This window comes from Siminovitchia jepli (assembly GCF_047228825.1).
In the GTDB taxonomy this organism is placed as follows: domain Bacteria; phylum Bacillota; class Bacilli; order Bacillales; family Bacillaceae_C; genus Siminovitchia.
This window is the reverse complement of the sequence record NZ_JBFEGN010000003.1, coordinates 92,404-111,519: the sequence shown is the minus strand read 5'-3', so window position 1 is coordinate 111,519 and position 19,116 is coordinate 92,404. Positions and strand designations below refer to the sequence as shown.

Annotated in this window: 19 protein-coding genes and 2 riboswitches; of the genes, 15 read left to right on the top strand and 4 right to left on the bottom strand. The window is 43.8% G+C overall.

Annotation, left to right across the window (positions count from 1 at the left end; translation table 11 throughout):
* The first annotated feature begins 80 nt into the window (after nucleotides 1-80).
* A riboswitch (glycine riboswitch) is annotated at nucleotides 81-175 on the top strand.
* Between the two features lie 164 nt (nucleotides 176-339).
* From gcvT to gcvPB, 3 genes are read left to right on the top strand one after another with little or no spacing between them, the layout of a single operon-like run.
* Complete coding sequence (gene gcvT, locus AB1L08_RS03380) at nucleotides 340-1,446, top strand: glycine cleavage system aminomethyltransferase GcvT (RefSeq protein WP_413063263.1); 1,107 nt, start codon at nucleotides 340-342, stop codon at nucleotides 1,444-1,446.
* Nucleotides 1,447-1,466: 20 nt separating this feature from the next.
* On the top strand, nucleotides 1,467-2,810 hold the full coding sequence (gcvPA, locus tag AB1L08_RS03375) for an aminomethyl-transferring glycine dehydrogenase subunit GcvPA (protein ID WP_413063298.1): 1,344 nt from the start codon (nucleotides 1,467-1,469) through the stop codon (nucleotides 2,808-2,810).
* Complete coding sequence (gene gcvPB / locus AB1L08_RS03370) at nucleotides 2,807-4,270, top strand: aminomethyl-transferring glycine dehydrogenase subunit GcvPB (RefSeq protein WP_413063262.1); 1,464 nt, start codon at nucleotides 2,807-2,809, stop codon at nucleotides 4,268-4,270. Before gcvPA ends, gcvPB begins: the two co-directional genes overlap by 4 nt.
* Before the next feature lie 29 nt (nucleotides 4,271-4,299).
* On the opposite strand, the gene AB1L08_RS03365 is transcribed toward gcvPB, so the two are convergent.
* Nucleotides 4,300-4,689 carry a rhodanese-like domain-containing protein gene (locus AB1L08_RS03365; protein WP_413063261.1) on the bottom strand — a complete coding sequence of 130 codons (390 nt, stop codon included), beginning with the start codon at nucleotides 4,687-4,689 and terminating at the stop codon, nucleotides 4,300-4,302.
* A 360-nt stretch (nucleotides 4,690-5,049) separates the two neighbouring features.
* Between AB1L08_RS03365 and AB1L08_RS03360 the strand changes: the two genes are divergently transcribed.
* A complete protein-coding gene (locus AB1L08_RS03360) occupies nucleotides 5,050-7,605 on the top strand; it encodes a vitamin B12-dependent ribonucleotide reductase (protein WP_413063260.1) in 2,556 nt (851 codons plus the stop codon).
* Between the two features lie 144 nt (nucleotides 7,606-7,749).
* Nucleotides 7,750-8,634, top strand: coding sequence for a patatin-like phospholipase family protein (locus tag AB1L08_RS03355; protein WP_413063259.1), 885 nt, complete (start codon nucleotides 7,750-7,752; stop codon nucleotides 8,632-8,634).
* A gap of 30 nt (nucleotides 8,635-8,664) precedes the next feature.
* Here AB1L08_RS03355 and AB1L08_RS03350 read toward each other — a convergent pair whose 3' ends face one another.
* On the bottom strand, nucleotides 8,665-9,027 hold the full coding sequence (locus AB1L08_RS03350; protein ID WP_413063297.1) for an SA1362 family protein: 363 nt from the start codon (nucleotides 9,025-9,027) through the stop codon (nucleotides 8,665-8,667).
* Between the two features lie 606 nt (nucleotides 9,028-9,633).
* On the opposite strand from AB1L08_RS03350, the gene AB1L08_RS03345 reads away from it, so the two are divergent.
* The 4 genes from AB1L08_RS03345 (at nucleotide 9,634) to aroD (ending at nucleotide 12,759) form a co-directional block, all read left to right on the top strand.
* Entirely contained in the window at nucleotides 9,634-10,101 is a 468-nt protein-coding gene (locus AB1L08_RS03345; RefSeq protein WP_413063258.1) for a YqhR family membrane protein, read from the top strand.
* A 110-nt stretch (nucleotides 10,102-10,211) separates the two neighbouring features.
* Complete coding sequence (locus AB1L08_RS03340) at nucleotides 10,212-11,273, top strand: M24 family metallopeptidase (RefSeq protein WP_413063257.1); 1,062 nt, start codon at nucleotides 10,212-10,214, stop codon at nucleotides 11,271-11,273.
* A 21-nt stretch (nucleotides 11,274-11,294) separates the two neighbouring features.
* Nucleotides 11,295-11,852 carry an elongation factor P gene (gene efp, locus AB1L08_RS03335; protein WP_413063256.1) on the top strand — a complete coding sequence of 186 codons (558 nt, stop codon included), beginning with the start codon at nucleotides 11,295-11,297 and terminating at the stop codon, nucleotides 11,850-11,852.
* 151 nt (nucleotides 11,853-12,003) lie between these two features.
* The gene (gene aroD / locus AB1L08_RS03330) at nucleotides 12,004-12,759 is read left to right on the top strand and encodes a type I 3-dehydroquinate dehydratase (protein WP_413063255.1); all 756 of its coding nucleotides are present in this window, start codon (nucleotides 12,004-12,006) and stop codon (nucleotides 12,757-12,759) included.
* An 81-nt stretch (nucleotides 12,760-12,840) separates the two neighbouring features.
* Here the strand turns inward: aroD and AB1L08_RS03325 are convergent, their stop codons facing one another.
* A complete protein-coding gene (locus AB1L08_RS03325; protein WP_413063254.1) occupies nucleotides 12,841-13,398 on the bottom strand; it encodes a shikimate kinase in 558 nt (185 codons plus the stop codon).
* A gap of 118 nt (nucleotides 13,399-13,516) precedes the next feature.
* On the bottom strand, nucleotides 13,517-13,732 hold the full coding sequence (locus AB1L08_RS03320; RefSeq protein ID WP_413063253.1) for a hypothetical protein: 216 nt from the start codon (nucleotides 13,730-13,732) through the stop codon (nucleotides 13,517-13,519).
* A 378-nt stretch (nucleotides 13,733-14,110) separates the two neighbouring features.
* Nucleotides 14,111-14,195: riboswitch (cyclic di-GMP riboswitch) on the top strand.
* Nucleotides 14,196-14,308: 113 nt separating this feature from the next.
* On the opposite strand from AB1L08_RS03320, the gene AB1L08_RS03315 reads away from it, so the two are divergent.
* From AB1L08_RS03315 to spoIIIAE, 6 genes are all read left to right on the top strand, one after another.
* The gene (locus AB1L08_RS03315; RefSeq protein WP_413063252.1) at nucleotides 14,309-15,388 is read left to right on the top strand and encodes a diguanylate cyclase; all 1,080 of its coding nucleotides are present in this window, start codon (nucleotides 14,309-14,311) and stop codon (nucleotides 15,386-15,388) included.
* 451 nt (nucleotides 15,389-15,839) lie between these two features.
* On the top strand, nucleotides 15,840-16,754 hold the full coding sequence (gene spoIIIAA / locus AB1L08_RS03310; RefSeq protein ID WP_413063251.1) for a stage III sporulation protein AA: 915 nt from the start codon (nucleotides 15,840-15,842) through the stop codon (nucleotides 16,752-16,754).
* Nucleotides 16,747-17,262 carry a stage III sporulation protein SpoIIIAB gene (spoIIIAB, locus tag AB1L08_RS03305; protein ID WP_413063250.1) on the top strand — a complete coding sequence of 172 codons (516 nt, stop codon included), beginning with the start codon at nucleotides 16,747-16,749 and terminating at the stop codon, nucleotides 17,260-17,262. The genes spoIIIAA and spoIIIAB overlap by 8 nt, the downstream gene beginning before the upstream one ends.
* A gap of 15 nt (nucleotides 17,263-17,277) precedes the next feature.
* On the top strand, nucleotides 17,278-17,481 hold the full coding sequence (gene spoIIIAC / locus AB1L08_RS03300) for a stage III sporulation protein AC (RefSeq protein ID WP_413063249.1): 204 nt from the start codon (nucleotides 17,278-17,280) through the stop codon (nucleotides 17,479-17,481).
* 21 nt (nucleotides 17,482-17,502) lie between these two features.
* Nucleotides 17,503-17,889 carry a stage III sporulation protein AD gene (gene spoIIIAD / locus AB1L08_RS03295; RefSeq protein WP_413063296.1) on the top strand — a complete coding sequence of 129 codons (387 nt, stop codon included), beginning with the start codon at nucleotides 17,503-17,505 and terminating at the stop codon, nucleotides 17,887-17,889.
* Nucleotides 17,890-17,916: 27 nt separating this feature from the next.
* Entirely contained in the window at nucleotides 17,917-19,104 is a 1,188-nt protein-coding gene (gene spoIIIAE / locus AB1L08_RS03290) for a stage III sporulation protein AE (protein ID WP_413063248.1), read from the top strand.
* The last annotated feature ends 12 nt before the right edge of the window (nucleotides 19,105-19,116 follow it).

Below are 19,116 nucleotides of genomic sequence, written 5' to 3'. Positions count from 1 at the left end.
GAGAAAGAATGGTACGATGTGTGTAACTAGCCAGTTTCACACATTTATAGTATAACCAGTCCCAAACAGAATATAGGCGAATGAAGACAAGAGGAGAGACCGAATGGATTGACGGCGCCGAAGGAGCAAGTACGAAACGTGCGAATCTCTCAGGCAAAAAGACTCTTGTTTGACGCAACTCTGGAGAGCGTTTTCTTTAAACAAGAAAACCACCAAAGAAGAAAGCCGATTTTAAAGCGGTCAAACTTTCAGGTCCCAAGACAGAGAACCTTTTCATAAGGCTTTTCTGTCTTTTTTTGTTGCCTGATGTTACATAAAAGATGACAAGGAGGAAGGACAATGGCAGGATTAAAACGAACGCCTTTGTATGCTTTGTACGAAAAATACGGGGCAAAGACGATTGATTTTGGCGGATGGGATCTTCCTGTCCAGTTTTCCAGCATCAAAGAAGAACACGAAGCCGTCAGAGAAAGAGCGGGCATCTTTGATGTTTCCCATATGGGGGAAATTCTGGTGACGGGCAAGGCAAGTGAATCGTTTCTTCAAAAGCTGATGACGAATGATTTGTCCAAACTAAAGAAGGGCGGAGCGCAGTATACGGCGATGTGTTATGAAGATGGCGGAGTCGTAGACGATTTGCTCATATATCGGCTGGATGAAGAAGATTATTTGCTGATCGTAAATGCCGCCAACACGGATAAAGATTTTGACTGGATGAAACAGCATAGGGTCGCAGATGTAGAAGTTGAAAATGTCTCGGACGAATATGCCTTGATTGCCATTCAGGGACCGAAAGCGGAGCGGATTTTGCAAAAAATTGTCAATAATGCGGATTTAAGCGCAATCAAATTTTTCAAATTCCAACAAAACGTAGATCTAAACGGAGCGAAAGCGCTTGTTTCCCGGACGGGGTACACGGGTGAAGACGGATTTGAAATTTACTGCAAACCGAAAGATTCCGTTCAAATATGGGAGGATTTGCTGGAAGCAGGCAAAGATGAGGGGATGATGCCTTGCGGGCTCGGTGCAAGGGATACGCTTCGTTTTGAGGCGTCTTTGCCGCTTTATGGACAGGAATTGTCCCCGGAAATTTCTCCTTTGGAAGCCGGCATCGGGTTTGCCGTAAAATTCAATAAAGAAGAAGACTTTATCGGAAAAGAAGCGCTGTCAAAACAGAAGGAAAACGGCATTTCAAGAAGGCTTGTGGGAATCGAAATGCTGGACCGGGGCATTCCGAGGCATGGCTACCCCGTTTTTTGCAATGATGAAGAAATCGGGTTCGTGACATCGGGAACACAATCTCCCACGTTGCAAAAAAATATCGGCCTTGCCCTGATTAAGGCCGAATATAGTGAAGCCGGGAAGGAACTGGAAGTGGCAGTGCGCAAAAAGCGCTTAAAAGCGAAAATCATCCAAACGCCATTTTATCAACGTCCAAAAAAATGAGGATGGGAGAGAAAAAGATGATCAAACATCGTTATTTGCCGATGACCGAAGAAGACAAAAACGAAATGCTCCAAACGATCGGGGTAGATTCAATCGAAGAATTGTTTTCGGATATACCCGAAAAAGTTCGATTCAAAGGGGAGTACAATATTAAAAAAGCTCAATCCGAACCCGGCCTGTTGAAGGAATTGTCGCGGCTTGCGGCCAAAAACGCGGATTTAAAACAGCATGTCTCCTTTTTGGGAGCCGGCGTGTACGACCATTACATCCCGACAATCGTTGACCATGTCATATCACGATCAGAATTTTACACGGCATACACGCCCTATCAGCCGGAAATTTCCCAAGGCGAGCTCCAGGCCATTTTTCAATTCCAAACCATGATCTGCGAACTGACGGGAATGGATGTTGCGAACTCTTCCGTGTATGATGGGGGAACGGCCCTTGCGGAAGCGGCGATGCTTGCTGCGGGGCAGACGAAAAGGAAAAAAGTCCTTGTTTCAAGGACGGTCCATCCCGAAGCCCGCGATGTATTAAAAACATATGCCAAAGGCCAGGCGGTCGAAGTCATAGAAGTTCCGAATAAAGACGGTTTGACAGACCTGGATGCGTTAAAAGCCGAGATAGACGAAGATGTAGCGGCTGTGATTGTCCAATACCCGAACTTCTTTGGCCAAATTGAGCCGCTTAAGGAAATCGAACCGCTCATCCATAACGCTAAAGGTTTGTTCATCGTTTCAAGCAACCCGCTTTCTTTAGGTGTTTTAACACCTCCGGGAACCATTGGTGCAGATATTGTTGTCGGTGATGCTCAGCCCTTTGGCATTCCTGCTTCTTTTGGCGGGCCGCACTGCGGCTACTTTGCCGTTGCGAAAAAGCTGATGAGAAAAGTTCCGGGAAGGCTTGTCGGCCAGACAACAGACGAAGACGGCAAAAGAGGTTTCGTTTTAACCCTGCAGGCGCGCGAGCAGCATATCCGCCGTGATAAAGCCACATCCAACATCTGTTCCAATCAGGCACTGAACGCCCTGGCCGCATCTGTAGCCATGACGGCACTCGGAAAAAAAGGCGTTAAAGAAATGGCTGTTCAAAATATTCAAAAAGCACATTACGCGAAAAATGTGTTTAAGGAAAACGGTTTTTCTATTCCATTTGACGGCCCCCATTTCAACGAGTTTATCGTAAAACTCCATCAGCCTGTCAGTGAAGTAAATAAAAAGCTTTTGGAAAAAGGGATCATCGGCGGCTATGATGTAAGCCGCGACTTTCCGGAGCTGAAAAATCATATGCTTGTCGCCGTAACAGAGCTGAGAACAAAAGAAGAGATCGATCACTTCGTAAAAGAATTGGGGGGATTATCATGAGTCAAGAGAACTTGCCTCTTATTTTTGAAATGTCGACACCGGGCCGCGTCGGATACAGCCTGCCGGAACTGGATGTTCCCGAGGTTGACGTCCATCAATATATCCCGTCGGATTATTTGCGGGAGGAAGAACCGGAACTCCCCGAAGTATCGGAATTGGACATTATCCGGCACTTTACAGAGCTGTCAAATCACAACCATGGAATCGATTCGGGGTTTTATCCGCTCGGTTCCTGTACGATGAAATATAACCCGAAAATCAACGAACAGGTCGCCCGGTTTCCGGGGTTTGCCCATATTCATCCTTTGCAGCCGGAGTCGTCCGTTCAAGGTGCGCTTGAGCTTATGTATGATTTACAGGAGCATTTGAAAGAAATTACCGGGATGGATGAAGTGACATTGCAGCCGGCAGCGGGGGCACATGGGGAATGGACCGGTTTGATGATGATCCGGGCATATCATGAAGCGAAAGGCGATATGAACCGGACGAAAGTCATCATTCCGGATTCGGCACACGGGACGAACCCTGCGTCGGCGACAGTAGCCGGTTTAGAGACCATTACTGTCCGTTCGGGTGAAGACGGACTGGTTGATCTGGATCACTTAAAAGAACTTGTGGGCCCGGATACAGCGGCACTGATGCTTACAAATCCCAATACGCTTGGGTTATTTGAAGAACAGATTGTGGAGATGGCGGAAATCATTCATGAAGCGGGAGGAAAACTATATTATGACGGCGCAAACTTAAATGCGGTAATGTCCAAAGTCCGCCCCGGCGATATGGGATTTGACGTTGTCCATTTGAATCTTCATAAAACATTTACAGGCCCGCACGGAGGCGGCGGCCCCGGATCCGGCCCTGTCGGCGTCAAGAAAGATTTAATCCCATATTTGCCAAAGCCGGTCATTACGAAACGCGACGATCAATTTGTCATAGACTATGATCGCCCCAACTCCATCGGCAGGGTAAAACCTTTCTACGGCAACTTCGGAATCAACGTCAGGGCATATACGTATATTCGTTCCATGGGTCCGGATGGCTTGAAGGCGGTAACGGAATACGCGGTCCTTAATGCCAACTATATGATGAGAAGGCTGGCACCGTATTTTGACTTGCCGTATGACAGACATTGCAAGCATGAATTTGTTTTAAGCGGAAAACGCCAAAAAAAATTGGGTGTCCGGACGCTTGATATCGCCAAACGTCTCCTTGATTTTGGCTATCATCCGCCGACGGTCTATTTTCCGCTCAACGTTGAAGAGTGCATGATGTTTGAACCGACTGAAACGGAATCGAAAGAAACGCTCGACGGATTTATTGACGCAATGATCCAAATTGCAAAGGAAGCAGAAGAAAATCCGGAAATAGTGCAGGAAGCTCCACACAATACAATTGTAAAAAGACTGGATGAAACCAAGGCAGCCAGAACGCCGATTCTCCGCTATGAAAAAGCAAAATAATAACTCAGCCCTTCAAGGGCTGAGTTATTTTATGATCTCGTCTTAACTTTTCCCGTCCATTTTTTAAAGCCGCCTTGCAGATGATAAAGCTGACGGTACCCTTTTCTGTAAAGCATTTGGGCGGCTCTTCCGCTTCGCATCCCGCTTTGGCAATATAAATAGACCGGTTTATCCGGACGAATTTCCTTCATTCTCATTTTCAGCTGAGACATCGGAATATTTCTCGCCCCAAGGATGTGGCCGCCTTCAAATTCTTTCTGTTCGCGGACATCGATCAGTTGTGCCTTGCGATAGCCGGCACGAAATTCCTCTTCCGTCAGAGTCTTTAATATTTTTTTCTGTTGGAAGTAGTTATAAAGGGAAAATGCAATAATGGCTCCCAACAAGACAATTATTGTGTACAGCAGTCCCAAATCCATAGCCCCTTTCCGATAATAGCGCTACACTCTATTATATTCTTCAAATCATGATGAATCAAAGATTTTCCCTCTAATCCACTCCATCAAAAAAGTAAAAGGTTAAATTTGTTGAAAATCAACGATTTATGTTGAACTTTCGATTATTATCTTCTTTTATCTCCCCGAATCTCTTGATTTTAGATTTGACAAATTACAATTATTCAGTTCCTAAACACAATATATAGTGGAGAAATTCAGAAATAAAATCAACATATTGTGTTTAAGGATTGATTTTATGGATAAATATATGGTAACGTATCTATGACAGGATACATAAATAAGGTAACTTATCCGATAAAGTTTTAAGAAGGAGTTGGCAAAATGTCTGTTGCATTTACAAAAAAAACGAGTTTAAATATTGAAAGGCTGAATGAAGACATTCAATTGTTCAAGCACGTTCACCCCATCACACCGGACATGCGGATTACCCACAAAGGGGTCTCAAGGCTTGTCATGATTGACCGGTATGCGTATAAGGATACGGAAAAAATCACTTTGACGGAAGGTGACTTCGTCGTTTTGACGATTAAGGAAGATCCGAAGTTTCCGGCAAGGGGATTGGGCTTCATCCAATCCATTGATTGGGAGGCAAAAACAGCCGAAGTCATCGTTGAAGAGGAATACCGCAGTGCTTTGGAGGACGGGGAAGAGAGAGAATCAGGCGTAATCGTCCGCCCGCTTGATATTATAGAAAAACCGCTTGAAGTTTTTTACGAGCAAATTGCAAAAAGGAATGCAACAGGTCTTGCCTCTGTCGAAAAAACGGAAGAAAAAAGACAAGAATGGTTCCAAAAATTTTATGAAGAACTCGTTAATTTGCATTTCATACCGGCGGGAAGGGTCTTGTATGGAGCAGGCTCCGGTACGGATGTCACCTATTTTAACTGTTATGTGATGCCATTTGTCGCCGATTCGCGGGAGGGCATTTCCGAACATAGAAAGCAAGTCATGGAAATTATGAGCCGCGGCGGAGGTGTCGGAACAAACGGATCCACGTTAAGGCCGCGCAATACACTCGCCCGCGGGGTAAATGGCAAATCTTCCGGCTCTGTCTCATGGCTGGACGATATTGCGAAATTGACCCACCTTGTCGAGCAGGGAGGCTCCCGCCGGGGAGCGCAAATGATCATGCTTGCTTCGTGGCACCCGGATATCGTGGAATTTATCATTTCAAAAATGCAAAACCCGCGAATTCTGCGCTTTTTAATCGAAAACACAACAGATCCGGTCATTAAAAAGCACGCAAAAGATAAATTGAAATTTACCCCGCTTACGCAAGCGGAAAAAGCGATGTATCAAGGCGTTCTCAACTACCGCAATATGCCGGGGTATGGGGGATTCAGCGAAGAGATTTTCCGGAATGCCGAAGAAAAATTGCGGGAAGGAGGAACATATTCGGTTCATAATCCGGAATTTTTGACAGGAGCCAATATTTCCGTATGCATTACGAAAGAATTTATGGAAGCTGTTGAAAATGATACCGATTATGAACTTTGCTTCCCGGATGTTGAGAACTACGATGAAGAAGAAATGAACATCTACAATGAGCAATGGCACAAGGTGGGGGATGTCCGCGAATGGAAAAAAATGGGGCATAAAGTGCGTGTCTACCGCAAAATGAAAGCCCGCGAACTGTGGAATCTTATCAACATTTGTGCAACCTACTCGGCAGAACCGGGCATTTTCTTTATAGACAATGCAAACGAAATGACGAATGCAAAAGCGTACGGACAAAAAGTCGTAGCAACCAACCCTTGCGGGGAGCAGCCATTGGCCCCTTACTCCGTGTGTAATTTGGCGGCTGTTAACCTGGCGCAAATGGCTGATAAAAAGAAAAAGACCGTCGACTTTGACAAATTGAAACAAACCGTAAAAGTCGGTGTCAGAATGCAGGACAACGTCATTGATGCAACACCATACTTCTTGAAGGAAAATAAAAAACAGGCACTCGGCGAGCGCCGGATCGGCCTTGGCGTCATGGGATTGGCAGATCTGCTCATATATTGTGAAAAGGAATACGGCTCCAAGGAAGGAAACGAACTTGTCGATAAAGTGTTTGAAGTGATTGCCACAACTGCCTACGAGGAATCCATCGAATTGGCAAAAGAAAAGGGCAGCTTCCCGTTTTTGGCAGGAAAAACAGAGGCGGAAACAGCAGAGCTTCGCGAAGCATTTACCCAAACCGGCTTCATGAAAGGAATGCCCGAAGAAATCCGTGAATCGATCAAAAAACACGGCATTCGCAACTCGCACCTTCTGACGGTTGCCCCAACGGGTTCCACCGGAACAATGATCGGCTGTTCAACGGGGCTTGAACCATATTTCTCATTTACGTACTACCGCAGCGGCCGGCTCGGAAAATTCATTGAAGTGAAGGCCGACATTGTTGAAGAGTATTTGAAGGAGCACCCGGATGCCGATAAGGACAAACTGCCGCATTGGTTTGTAACGGCAATGGATCTTCCCCCGGAAGCGCATGCGGATGTACAGTGCGTCATCCAGCGCTGGATTGACAGCTCCATATCCAAAACGGTCAACGCGCCGAAAGGATATACCGTCGAGCAGGTTGAAAAAGTATACGAACGGCTCTATAAAGGCGGTGCAAAAGGCGGTACCGTATATGTGGACGGAAGCCGTGATTCACAGGTGCTTACATTAAAAGCGGAAGACAACAGCTTTGAGGAAAAGCAGCAAACCAAGGAGCCGGAACGTCCTGTCGTATTGGTTGATACGATTCAAGATGTCCGCTCAACCAGTGTGACAATCGGCTCCGAATTGGGCAATACATGCCCCGTCTGCCGCAAAGGACAGGTAAAAGAGATCGGCGGATGCAATACATGCGATAATTGCAACGCCCAGTTAAAATGCGGGCTGTGATGAAAGAAATTGGCTGACCCTTATTTCGGGTCGGCTTTTTATGTGGGGCCATCATCTGCCACCGGACATTCCGATATTGGTTCTAATTGTCTTTTTATAAAACATATATCAATATAAACGGCATCGTGAAAGGCGGGGCAGAATATGGAAATTGATGGTGTGTTTTCGGGAGGAGGAATAAAGGGTTTTGCTTTGCTCGGGGCACTTGAAGTATTGGAGGAGAGGGGATTTACATTCAGGCGGCTTGCCGGAACGAGTGCAGGGGCGGTCATTTCCGCTTTAGTGGCAGCGGGGTATTCCAGCAAGGAAATCATTGATTTGATGAAAAAAATGGATATGAAAATATTCCTGGACCGCAGAAAAACACTCCTTCCTTTTCAAATGGCCAAATGGCTGCTGCTTTACTTCAGAATGGGGATTTACCGTGGCGATTTATTGGAGGACTGGCTCGGAAAAAAATTGGCACTCAAAGGTGTCTATACCTTTAAGGATTTGCCGCCGGAGTCACTGCGGGTTATTGCGTCTGATTTATCATCGGGCAGATTGCTCGTCCTTCCGGATGATTTGGATAAATATGGAGTTCCAAAAGAAACGTTTCCGGTGGCACGGGCCATACGGATGAGCTGTGCAATTCCTTATTTCTTCGAGCCTGTCAAACTCCGGTCATTATCCGGGATCAATATCGTCGTGGACGGTGGTTTATTAAGTAACTTTCCCATATGGCTGTTTCAAAAAGATGGCCAAAAGCCAAAAAGGCCGGTTCTCGGGGTAAAACTGAGCCATCATACAGAGAAACAGCCGGAAAGAAATATTAAAAACGGGCTGCAGCTCGTTGAAGCATTATTTACAACGATGAAAGACGCGCACGATGCAAAATATATTTCCCGGAAACATGAAAAAAACATAATTTTTATCCCCATAAAAGAAACTTTTTCGATCGAATTTTCAATTGATAACAAAAAAAAAGAAGCCCTTATCGAAAAAGGGCGGAAACGCACCAAGATGTTTTTAACATCCTGGAGGTATTAAGTATTTTAAGTATTCGTTTGACAGAGCCGATTAAAAAATCGCCCTGTCTTTTTTCTTGCTTTTCTTTCCTTCAATGACTGTTAAATGGGCAGTGGATCTTTTGCGCAACGGCCGGTTTCGCAAATGGCTCTTTGCCTTTATTTGACCCTTGCGCCGTTTTGCCCGTAATTTAGATTGCTTTGCCGCTTTGGCAAATGCATGTCTTTCTCTTCCGCTTTGCGACCGGTTGCTCCAAAACCGGAAGATCACCAAAATGGCAACCACCGTAATCCCAATAATGAACAGTTGCTTGAGCAGGCCTGCCGGGTTGGTAAACAAATAGGAACCGAGTCCCACGACAGCAAAGAGAAAGATTCCTCCTACGATCCAATTCCGTACATTCAAGAGCGCCACCTCCTCGGGAGTAATGGACATCTTTCCCCAAAAGCAATGCATTTATACATTAATGAACAACGCAATTTATATTCATACTCTTCTCACTCTTCTTTTCCACCAGCTGCAAATATTTAAACGAAGCCCAAAGCCCCGTTTTTTAACCCGTATTTTGCGGGACACTCAGACAAAACATTTTTGGAAAAGCAGGCCGGGGACACCGTATGATTGAGTGAGAAAGAAGGAACAGCACGCACAGAACGCATCCCCGCAGCGCAAGAGATGGATTGCTTGTATTATTTCGTAGCCGGGGCAGGCTTTCATGCCTTGCCGGGAATTCGGAGATTCGGCTTAAAAGCCCGTAAACCTGGCAATCATTGGCAACAAATGATAATAATGCCTGCAAAAATGACGATGTACTCCCGATACCCATTGGTTGCTTTATGTTTCCGTAAAAATAATGATGCCGGCAGATTGTGCAATTTCTGTAAAAGGAATGAAAAAAGTGAGGCGTGACAATTTTGTTCTCGCTTATATTTTACTAAATTAATGAAAATATAACCAGATAAATGATCTGTATGAAAAGAAATGAAAAGTAAGGACATGATAATGATGGAGGTGCTTTTTATGGCAAATGAAACTTACTATAATATATCCCTTTTGACATTGGCGGTTGTGACAGGACTGGTTGCCGGCATATTCGGAGGCTTAATGGGCTACCTGTTATATTATTTTAACTTTACGGAAATTAGTCCTGAAGTCATTTTGACGCCTGTTGCCGGGAGCTGGAAAAGCAACTGGATCGGGATCATTATCGTTTCTATGATATACGGGGTTATCTCGATTATCGTTGCCCTTGTTTATTATGCTTTATTGAGAAAAAAGAAATCATTTGTATGGGGTGCGGTTTATGGTGCTGCATTGTTTATCGTCATTTTTTTTGTGCTGCACCCCCTGTATCCAAATGCGAAGTCCATATTATCATATGATATCAACACGATTTTGACTGGACTAACCTCCTTTATTTTATATGGTGTCTTTATCGGATATTCGATATCGTACGAGTATGAAGAATCGCTATATGTAAAAAAGTGAAAAAGACATTCCTGGGCAATGTTTTTTCTGGATTTTTATGTTAAACTGATCCCATGCTGAACATTCATCAATCAAAAAAAGTTCACTGTATGAAAGCGGGTGAGATCGGGATGGAACATGTAAAAAAAGTGCAGCAATTATTATCGCAGCACGGCATTGAAGGTGTGCTCATTATGAGCCCATACAACCGCCGATACGTGACAAACTTTACCGGCTCGGCCGGAGCGGCGTTATTATTTTCGGACAAGGCCTATTTTATTACGGACTTTCGTTATGTAGAACAGGCAAAATCCCAAACGAGCGGGTATGAAATCGTACAGCATAACAAGTCGCTCATAGAAGAAGTGGCCAAAATCGTAAATGAGGCGAAAATCAGCAAACTAGGCTTTGAACAGGACCACATAGTTTACTCAACGTGGAAAAAGCTCGAACAATCAATAGAAGCCGAGACGGTTCCCATATCAAACATGATTGAAGAACTCCGCATGGTTAAAACGGAAGAGGAAATCCATGTGATCAAAGAAGCCGCGAAAATTGCGGATGCGGCCTTTAACCACATTTTAAACTACATAAAACCGGGTGTTGCGGAGTTGGATATCGCCAATGAGCTGGAATTTTTTATGCGCAAAAATGGCGCAACCTCTTCTTCATTTGATATTATTGTGGCCTCCGGCAAACGATCGGCATTGCCACATGGAGTGGCAAGCGGCAAATTGATTGAAAGCGGCGACTTCGTCACATTGGATTACGGCGCACTGTATCAAGGGTATGTTTCCGACATTACCCGCACAGTTGCCGTCGGAAATCCATCTAGGCAATTAAAGGAAATTTATGACATTGTTTTGGCAGCCCAAATTCAGGCTGTGGACAAAATCAAGCCCGGCATGACGGGGCGGGAAGCCGATACAATTGCCCGGGATTACATAAATGAAAAAGGGTATGGAGACAAATTCGGCCACTCCCTTGGCCACGGCATTGGCTTGGAAGTACATGAAGGGCCCGGTTTGGCGAGCAGATCTGAAACAAAACTTGTTCCCGGAATGGTTGTAACAGTTGAACCGGGAATCTATTTGCCGGATATTGGCGGAGTACGCATTGAGGATGACATACTTATTACTCAAAACGGGAATGAAACATTAACGCATGCACCAAAAGAACTAATTATTTTATAACTTGCAGCAGGAGGAAGAAATATGATTTCAGTTAACGACTTTCGAACAGGGTTAACGATTGAAGTAGATGGGGGCATTTGGCGTGTCTTGGAATTTCAGCATGTCAAGCCCGGGAAAGGCGCAGCCTTTGTCCGATCCAAATTAAGAAATTTACGGACGGGGGCCATTGCAGAAAAAACGTTTCGTGCCGGGGAAAAAGTCAACCGGGCCCAAATTGATAACAAAACGATGCAGTATTTGTATGCGAGCGGGGACCAACACGTTTTCATGGACCAGGAAACATATGAACAAATTGAATTATCGTCTGCACAAATTGAGCATGAATTAAACTTCCTGCTCGAAAATATGGAAGTGCATATCATCATGTATAACGGGGAAACGCTTGGAATCGATTTGCCCAACACCGTGCAGTTAAAAGTGGTTTCCACAGAACCCGGCATTAAAGGCGATACCGCTTCGGGAGGATCCAAACCGGCAACACTTGAAACCGGGTTCGTTGTCCAAGTGCCGTTTTTTATCAATGAAGGGGATACATTGGTGATTAATACTTCGGACGGCTCGTATGTATCCAGGGCGTAGATTCCGTTTTTCAACAACACTTCAGGCGGATCGTCTGAAGTGTTGTTGTCATGGGGTCGGCCAAAGACAGATTTGCGGCTTAACCGGAACACTCAATCACGGACGACCAATTGAAATTTGCACGGTTAAAATCTTTCATTGAGGTGGTCAAATGTTAAGGGAGTTATTTGAAGGTAAAGAGATTCCCTATATATGTACACCTCTAATAGGGAAAAACAGAGAAGAAATGATGGAAGAGCTGGAAAAAATTCTTCCCCGAAATCCGGATTTAATTGAATGGAGAGCCGACTTCCTGGAGGACATTCATGACAGTGGATATGTCGTCTCCATCCTTGAAGATATTAAATTCAAGGCGGGGCTCCCCCTTCTATTTACAATTCGTTCGGAAAAAGAAGGCGGTCAGCGAATTTCGCTGTCCGAAGAAAAAAAAGTAGCTTTATTATGCGAAATAAGCAACAGCAAGTATGTCGACTTGATTGACTATGAAGTTTCAAATGAAGCAGCATACGTCCAGGAGTTAAGAAGGCAAACACGAGTAAATGAAAAAAAGCTGGTCCTTTCTTATCACAACTTCGACAATACCCCGCCAAATGAAGAACTGTTAAAAAAGCTGTTTCAGGCAGAATTTTATGGGGCAGACATTGCCAAGGCTGCAGTTATGCCCACGAATAAAGATGATGTATTCAGACTGTTGCAAGTTACCAAAAAGGCCGACGAAGCCATGAATATACCTATCATTACCATGTCAATGGGGAGCCTGGGGGCTCTTAGCAGAATGATCGGATGGTTATATGGATCAGTTGTTACTTTTGGTTTTGGAGTCAAAAATTCTGCACCTGGTCAGATCCCAATTGAGGAATTGCAACAAATGCTGAAAATGTTAAAAAAAACGATGGGGTATAAATAAGCATCTTTTACATTATGAGTAAATAAATACAAAAGCAGGTGGAAAAAACGATACTATTTTCCACCTGCTTCATTTTCATTCTCATTGGGGATCATGAATTTCCCATGACAACTTTAAAGACTCGACAATATAATCCGCCACTTCTTCCGCTGATCTTTCGTCAACTCTTAATTTTGAGTGATTGACTGCATATAATCCTTGGCGCTCATAAAAGAGCTTTTGAATATCATCTATGCTGCGGTCCTGTAAAACAGGCCGACTGTCAATTAAAATGTTTAACCTCTTTTTCCATTCTTCCCAAGCAACATCTAGATAAAAAACAATGCAATTTGTAAGGCAGGCCTTCCTGACCTCATCATTCATAAAAGCGCCGCCGCCAAGCGAAATAACTTTTAATCTTTGTCGGCAATAAGAAACAACGGTATTTTTTTCATATTCCCGAAATTTTTCTTCGCCATACTTTTTGAAAATTTCTGTCGTTGGCAGGCCAAAGTCCCGTTCGATGACTTGATCGATGTCAATAAAACTGCGATACAGCTTTTTGGCAACCATTTCCCCGACAGTAGTTTTTCCTACACCCATAAAGCCTATCAGTACAATGCTTTTCTCCCTTAACGGGGTTTCTCTTGTTATCAACATAGAACACTCTTTCCCGCGTTGTTTATAATATGTATTAAAGTATATTATAGCATGGAAAAAACGTAAACTCCCTATACCCACTTGTTAATGAAACTTACTTCTTTGATGTCATTTTCCATTATAAAACACCATGTATTTCCTTGGACGTCATATTCCTGATAAACGGTCTATTTCTTATAAAATGTATTATAATTTCTGAACTTCCGCTTCCGAAAGCGCTGTCATTTTCACAATCTCTTTCATTGAATAGCCTTCCTGCAACGTTTTTTGGCAATCTCCCGTTGTTTTTTTCTATGCCTTTTTCTACGCCCTCCTCCCTTATTATTTTTCCCATTCGGACCAACTCAATGGCAAGTTGTTACGATCGAGATAGAGCAATTCCTTCGCCTCCTCTGATATGATTTCTGTTTCATGTTTGGCTTCATTGGCATATTTGCCGGCCAAAACAGAATGTACCAAATGAGGAGCGTTGATACATATTCGGCCGGAAATAGCCGGAAGCATCTGTCAACAATGCGCTGGCAATCACGTCCCGGTCATACTGATCAAAGATTTGATAATAATAACGAAACATCCTTTTGGAGAACGAATTTTGGGCTCTGGCTGCATCGGGGCCCCGCCATTATTTTTTTGTGATGGACAAGAATGGGAAAAAAGTATAGAATAAGTTTGATATAAGTGCAGCGGCATAAGTTTTTATTAACCTCATTTAAATGAACATGGATGCCATGAAAAGACAATCCTTATGTGGGCACTTGATTGTCTGGGAGCAAGTAGTGCAACCGACCTGCTTTTTTTGGAGGTCGGTATTTTTGCCGTGTTTTCCCCGGTGTTAAAATTTTTAAAATTTAGATGTCAAAATATTTTGATGCTAAGCTGATAACGGAGCTTTCAGCAAGGAGCAGCGATTATGTTTCAATCGATTTTATCCAATCTTGCCATTATTTTATTGGGTCATTTACTGATGAGCACATTAATGAATTATCGAAAGTGCTTATCGAAAAGCTTGGTATTCATTTGTATCGTGTTACTTTTTTCAGGGGTAATCATTACGATGTTTTATTTGCCGATTCAATTTGGGGAATACAGATTCGATTTAAGGTTGATTCCACTTATATTTTTGGCCCTGTTTAGAGGTTGGAAGGCAACGCTTCCCATCCTGATCATTGTTTCCATTTGGCGTTTATTCATGGGAGGAAATGGTGCGGTCCCTGGCATTATATTTGGGATGATCATCCCAACCTTATTTGCTTTGGCATTTTACAATTCAAATAAAGTCCAAAACGTCAATGTAAAAAAGTTCCTGATCGTAACGGGATGTTGGTTTATTTCTGATTTTCCCATCATATTTATCCTCCCAAATGGAATGGAGGTATTTAAAAATATTTTTTTAATACGGTACATGTCATTTATTGGAGTGGCTTTCATCTATTATACATTTATTTTACTGGCCTATAAAAGTGAGGCTTTAAAAAATCAATTGGAATTTCTCTCCAGTCATGATCCTCTTACAAAACTGCTAAATAGAAGCCGGTTTATCGAAATAGTTGAAGAGAAAATGAATGAAGCAAACATAAATCACTATATTGCCATGATGGATATTGATCATTTCAAACAGTTAAATGATACATATGGACATTTGGCCGGAGACAGTATTTTGATAAAGATTGCATCCATATTTAAAAAGTACGAATGTGAAAATGTAAAGGTTGCGAGATATGGCGGTGAAGAATTTATCTTTTATCAAAAATCTATCAGCACCGACCAAGTGATCAAAACACTTGAAAAAATTCAAGATGAAATCCGTGCTGCTGCATTTCAAATAAATGATGAACTTTCCCTCACTGTTACAGTGTCAATTGGGTTAGCCAAGTTGGAAGATGGTTCTCGGTTACAAGATGTCATTCATGAGGCAGATACTAATTTATACTTGGCAAAGAAAAAAGGCCGGGACCAGTTGATAGGGCCTGGTAAATTGCTCCCGCTTTAACCTGCAGTCAATAACCCTCCCACCTCAAACCTATAGCAAACAGGAGAGGCTGGGTGGGAGATGACGATTAGTTCGGGCCGACAGGATGTACCAGTGCCAGCCGAAGCAACAAGACGATTCGGTCTTGGCTTTATTCCACTTCTTATCAGTGGGGGATAAATAATCCCCCGAGATCCCGTGTTCAATCGAATTGCTGCATACAGAACGTGTCAAAGAGCTCGGTTATGGAGAATTTGCCCGCTGCTGTCTGCCATCGGCGAAGGAGTACTTTGAACGTTATCCCCGTCAGGTTTGCCGATTTCAGGAAAAAGGAAAAATGTTCATAGTTTCATCCAAGCTCCCGCTAAAAAAAACGGGAGCTTTTTTGCCTGTTTAATTTTTGTCCTTTGTTCTATTCACTGCTTGACCGAATACATATTTTAGTAGCGAAAGGTGGAGAAGGAGGATTGGGATGGATGCGGTATTTCATATTTTGCCGGCCAAGGTGAAAGAACTGGTACAAGGGCTTTCCGAAAATATTGTGGAAGAGACGGAAGAAATCCGGTTAAGAGTGAATCGGCCAGTAGAAATTTCATCCAGGGGACTCCCTCATTTTCTCCCATACTTATTTACCAAGAGTGATGCAGAATTACTGATCAGCAAACTGGCCAATCACTCTTTTTATACATTGGATGAAGAGCTCAAAAGAGGGTATGTCACTATCGAAGGCGGACATCGCATCGGGCTTGCAGGGAAAACCCTTTTGGAAAACGGGAATGTCAAAGCCCTGAGACACCTGTCTTCCTTTAACATTCGGATAGCGCGGGAAAAAATCGGATCCGCAAATCCATTTCTCCCTTTTTTATTTGATGGAAATTGGAAGCATACAATGATCATCGGGCCTCCGCAATCGGGAAAAACCACATTGCTGAGGGATATTGCGCGGATAGTATCCGGGGGCTGCCCTGAAAAGGGGATTCAGGCGATGAAGGCAGGGGTCGTGGATGAAAGGTCAGAAATTGCCGGATGTTTACAGGGAGTGCCCCAGCTTCAGTTCGGTCCCCGGATTGATGTATTGGATGCTTGTCCAAAAGCTGAAGGAATGATGATGATGATTCGATCGCTCAGTCCCGACGTACTGATCGTGGATGAAATTGGCAGACAGGAGGATAAAACGGCCATCATGGAGGCGGTAAATGCCGGCATCACCCTGATGATGACGACGCACGGCAAAAGCCTGGAAGATATTAAAAAAAGACCCCTTTTAAAAGAAATTATTGATCAGCAAGTATTTGAACGCTTTCTTGAATTGTCTTCCAAGGGCGAGCCCGGCACGGTTTATTCGATCAGAAACATGGACGGACAGGCAGTGGGAATCCATGTTTAAACTGATTGGGGCAGTACTCATTATATGTGCAACAACTTGGGCGGGAATGGAAGCTTCCAATCATTTCATCAGGCGAACGAAGCAGCTCCGGATAGTCCGGGAATCTTTGCAGGCCCTTGATGCGGAGATCATGTACAATCATACGCCCCTTTTGGAAGCCAGCAGAAAATTGGCTGCTCAGTTACCCCACCCTGTGGGTACTTTTTTTAAAACCTTTTCCGATCGATTAAAAGAGCCTGAAGTTACGGTGAAAAACGCTTGGCAGGAAAGCTTGACGGAAATATGGGGACAAACAGACATGAAACAGAGTGAATATGAAATACTCGTCCAATTTGGGGAAAATCTCGGAAAGCATGACCGATTTACACAGCAAAAACAAATACTTCTTACCCTGACCCATTTGGAAAGGGAGGAGTCGGATGCTCGTGAAAAACAAAAGCAATATGAAAAATTAATGAAAAGCCTCGGTTTCTTGTCCGGCCTGCTATTCATTATTTTGCTTTTGTAAGTGGGAGGAGAGGTAATGGGCATTGAGGTGGATGTCATTTTTAAAATAGCGGGCGTTGGCATTGTTGTTGCTTTCCTGCATACCATTCTGGATCAGGTCGGGAAAAAGGAGTATGCCCAGTGGGTGACATTGTTTGGGTTTATCTATATTTTGTTCATGGTTGTAACGGTTGTTGACGGCCTTTTTCAAAAGATAAAATCGGTATTTTTATTTCAATGATGGGAGGGGAAAGACATGGCTATGCTGCAAATAGCCGGCCTCGCCCTGATTGCCACTTTCCTTGCCCTGATCATAAAGGAACAGAAGCCCGCCTTTGCTTTCCTGCTGATCCTGTTTACGGGCTGTTCCATTTTTTTATACTTGGCAGATCAAATTTACGGCATGATCATGCTGATTGAAAATTTGGCAGCCAGCGCAAACGTCAACACGGTTTATGTCAAGACGATCTTAAAAATTATTGGCATCGCCTATTTGGCCGAATTTGCCGCCCATATCAGCAAGGACGCCGGCATGGGAGCAATGGCAGCGAAAGTGGAGCTTGCCGGAAAAATTCTCATACTGGCAATGGCCGTACCAATCTTGACTGTATTAATAGACACTATTATCAACTTGGTTCCTGTCGGGTAAAAATCTGTTCCAATCGGAGGGAAAAGGATGCGGCGAATATTAATTTTTCCTTTCTTGTGCGCTTTTCTTTTTTCGGGACCAGCCGTTACCCTTGCCCAAGATGAGGAGCAAGAAAGCAGCGAGTTATTATCAAATATCGTGAAAGAACAAATGGAGACGCTTGGGCTGGATGAATTGAAAAGTCATTGGGAACAGATTATGGAAGAATATGGCGGGTACTTGCCCGAAAGCCAGAGGGGAACCCTTTTGGAGTTTCTTCAGGGGGACAAGTCCTTTTCAATCGAAGGTTGGATCAAAGGGATAGCAGCATTTGCTTTTCAGGAGCTGACGATGAGCGGGAAACTGCTTGGAACGTTGATATTGCTAACGATTTTCAGCTCATTCCTGCAATCGCTTCACCATGCATTTGAACAAAGCTCCGTATCAAAAGTCGCCTATTCTGTCATATTCATGGTGCTGATCATATTGGCCCTGAATAGCTTCCGGGTGGCGGTTGATTACACTATTGCTGCAATCGACTCCATGACCCAATTTATTTTTGCGTTGATTCCGCTTATTCTCGGTTTAATTGCTTCGTCCGGAGGTGTCACTTCATCTGCCTTATTTCACCCTTTATTGATTTTCTTGATTCATACAAGCGGCCTGCTTGTTAAAAATGTCGTCCTTCCGCTTTTATTGTTGGCGTTAATCCTTCATATCGTCAGTTCCTTGAACGAACAATATAAGGTGACCCAACTGGCTGGATTATTAAAAAAAGGCAGCATCGTCGTCCTCGGGATTTTTATGACTGTTCTGCTTGGGGTTATATCGCTGCAGGGAACAGCTTCTGCAGTTGCCGACGGAGTCGCGATCAGGACGGCCAAATTTGTAACAGGGAATTTTGTGCCGGTTGTTGGCAAGATGTTTACTGAAGCAGCCGATACCGTATTAACGGCGGGCCTCCTGTTAAAAAACGCCGTCGGGCTGGCCGGGGTAGCCATTGTTTTAATCATCGCCGCATTTCCGGCAGTCAAAATATTAATAATTGTATTTATCTATAAATTGGCTGCGGCACTCTTGCAACCTATCGGCAGCGGACCGGTCATCTCATGTTTGGATGCAATCAGCAAAAGCATGTTGTACGTGTTTGCTTCTCTGGCAATCATCTCTTTCATGTTTTTTTTGAGTATTACCATCGTGATCATCTCCGGCAACATTACGATGTTTGTCCGGTAAAGGAGGAGCAGC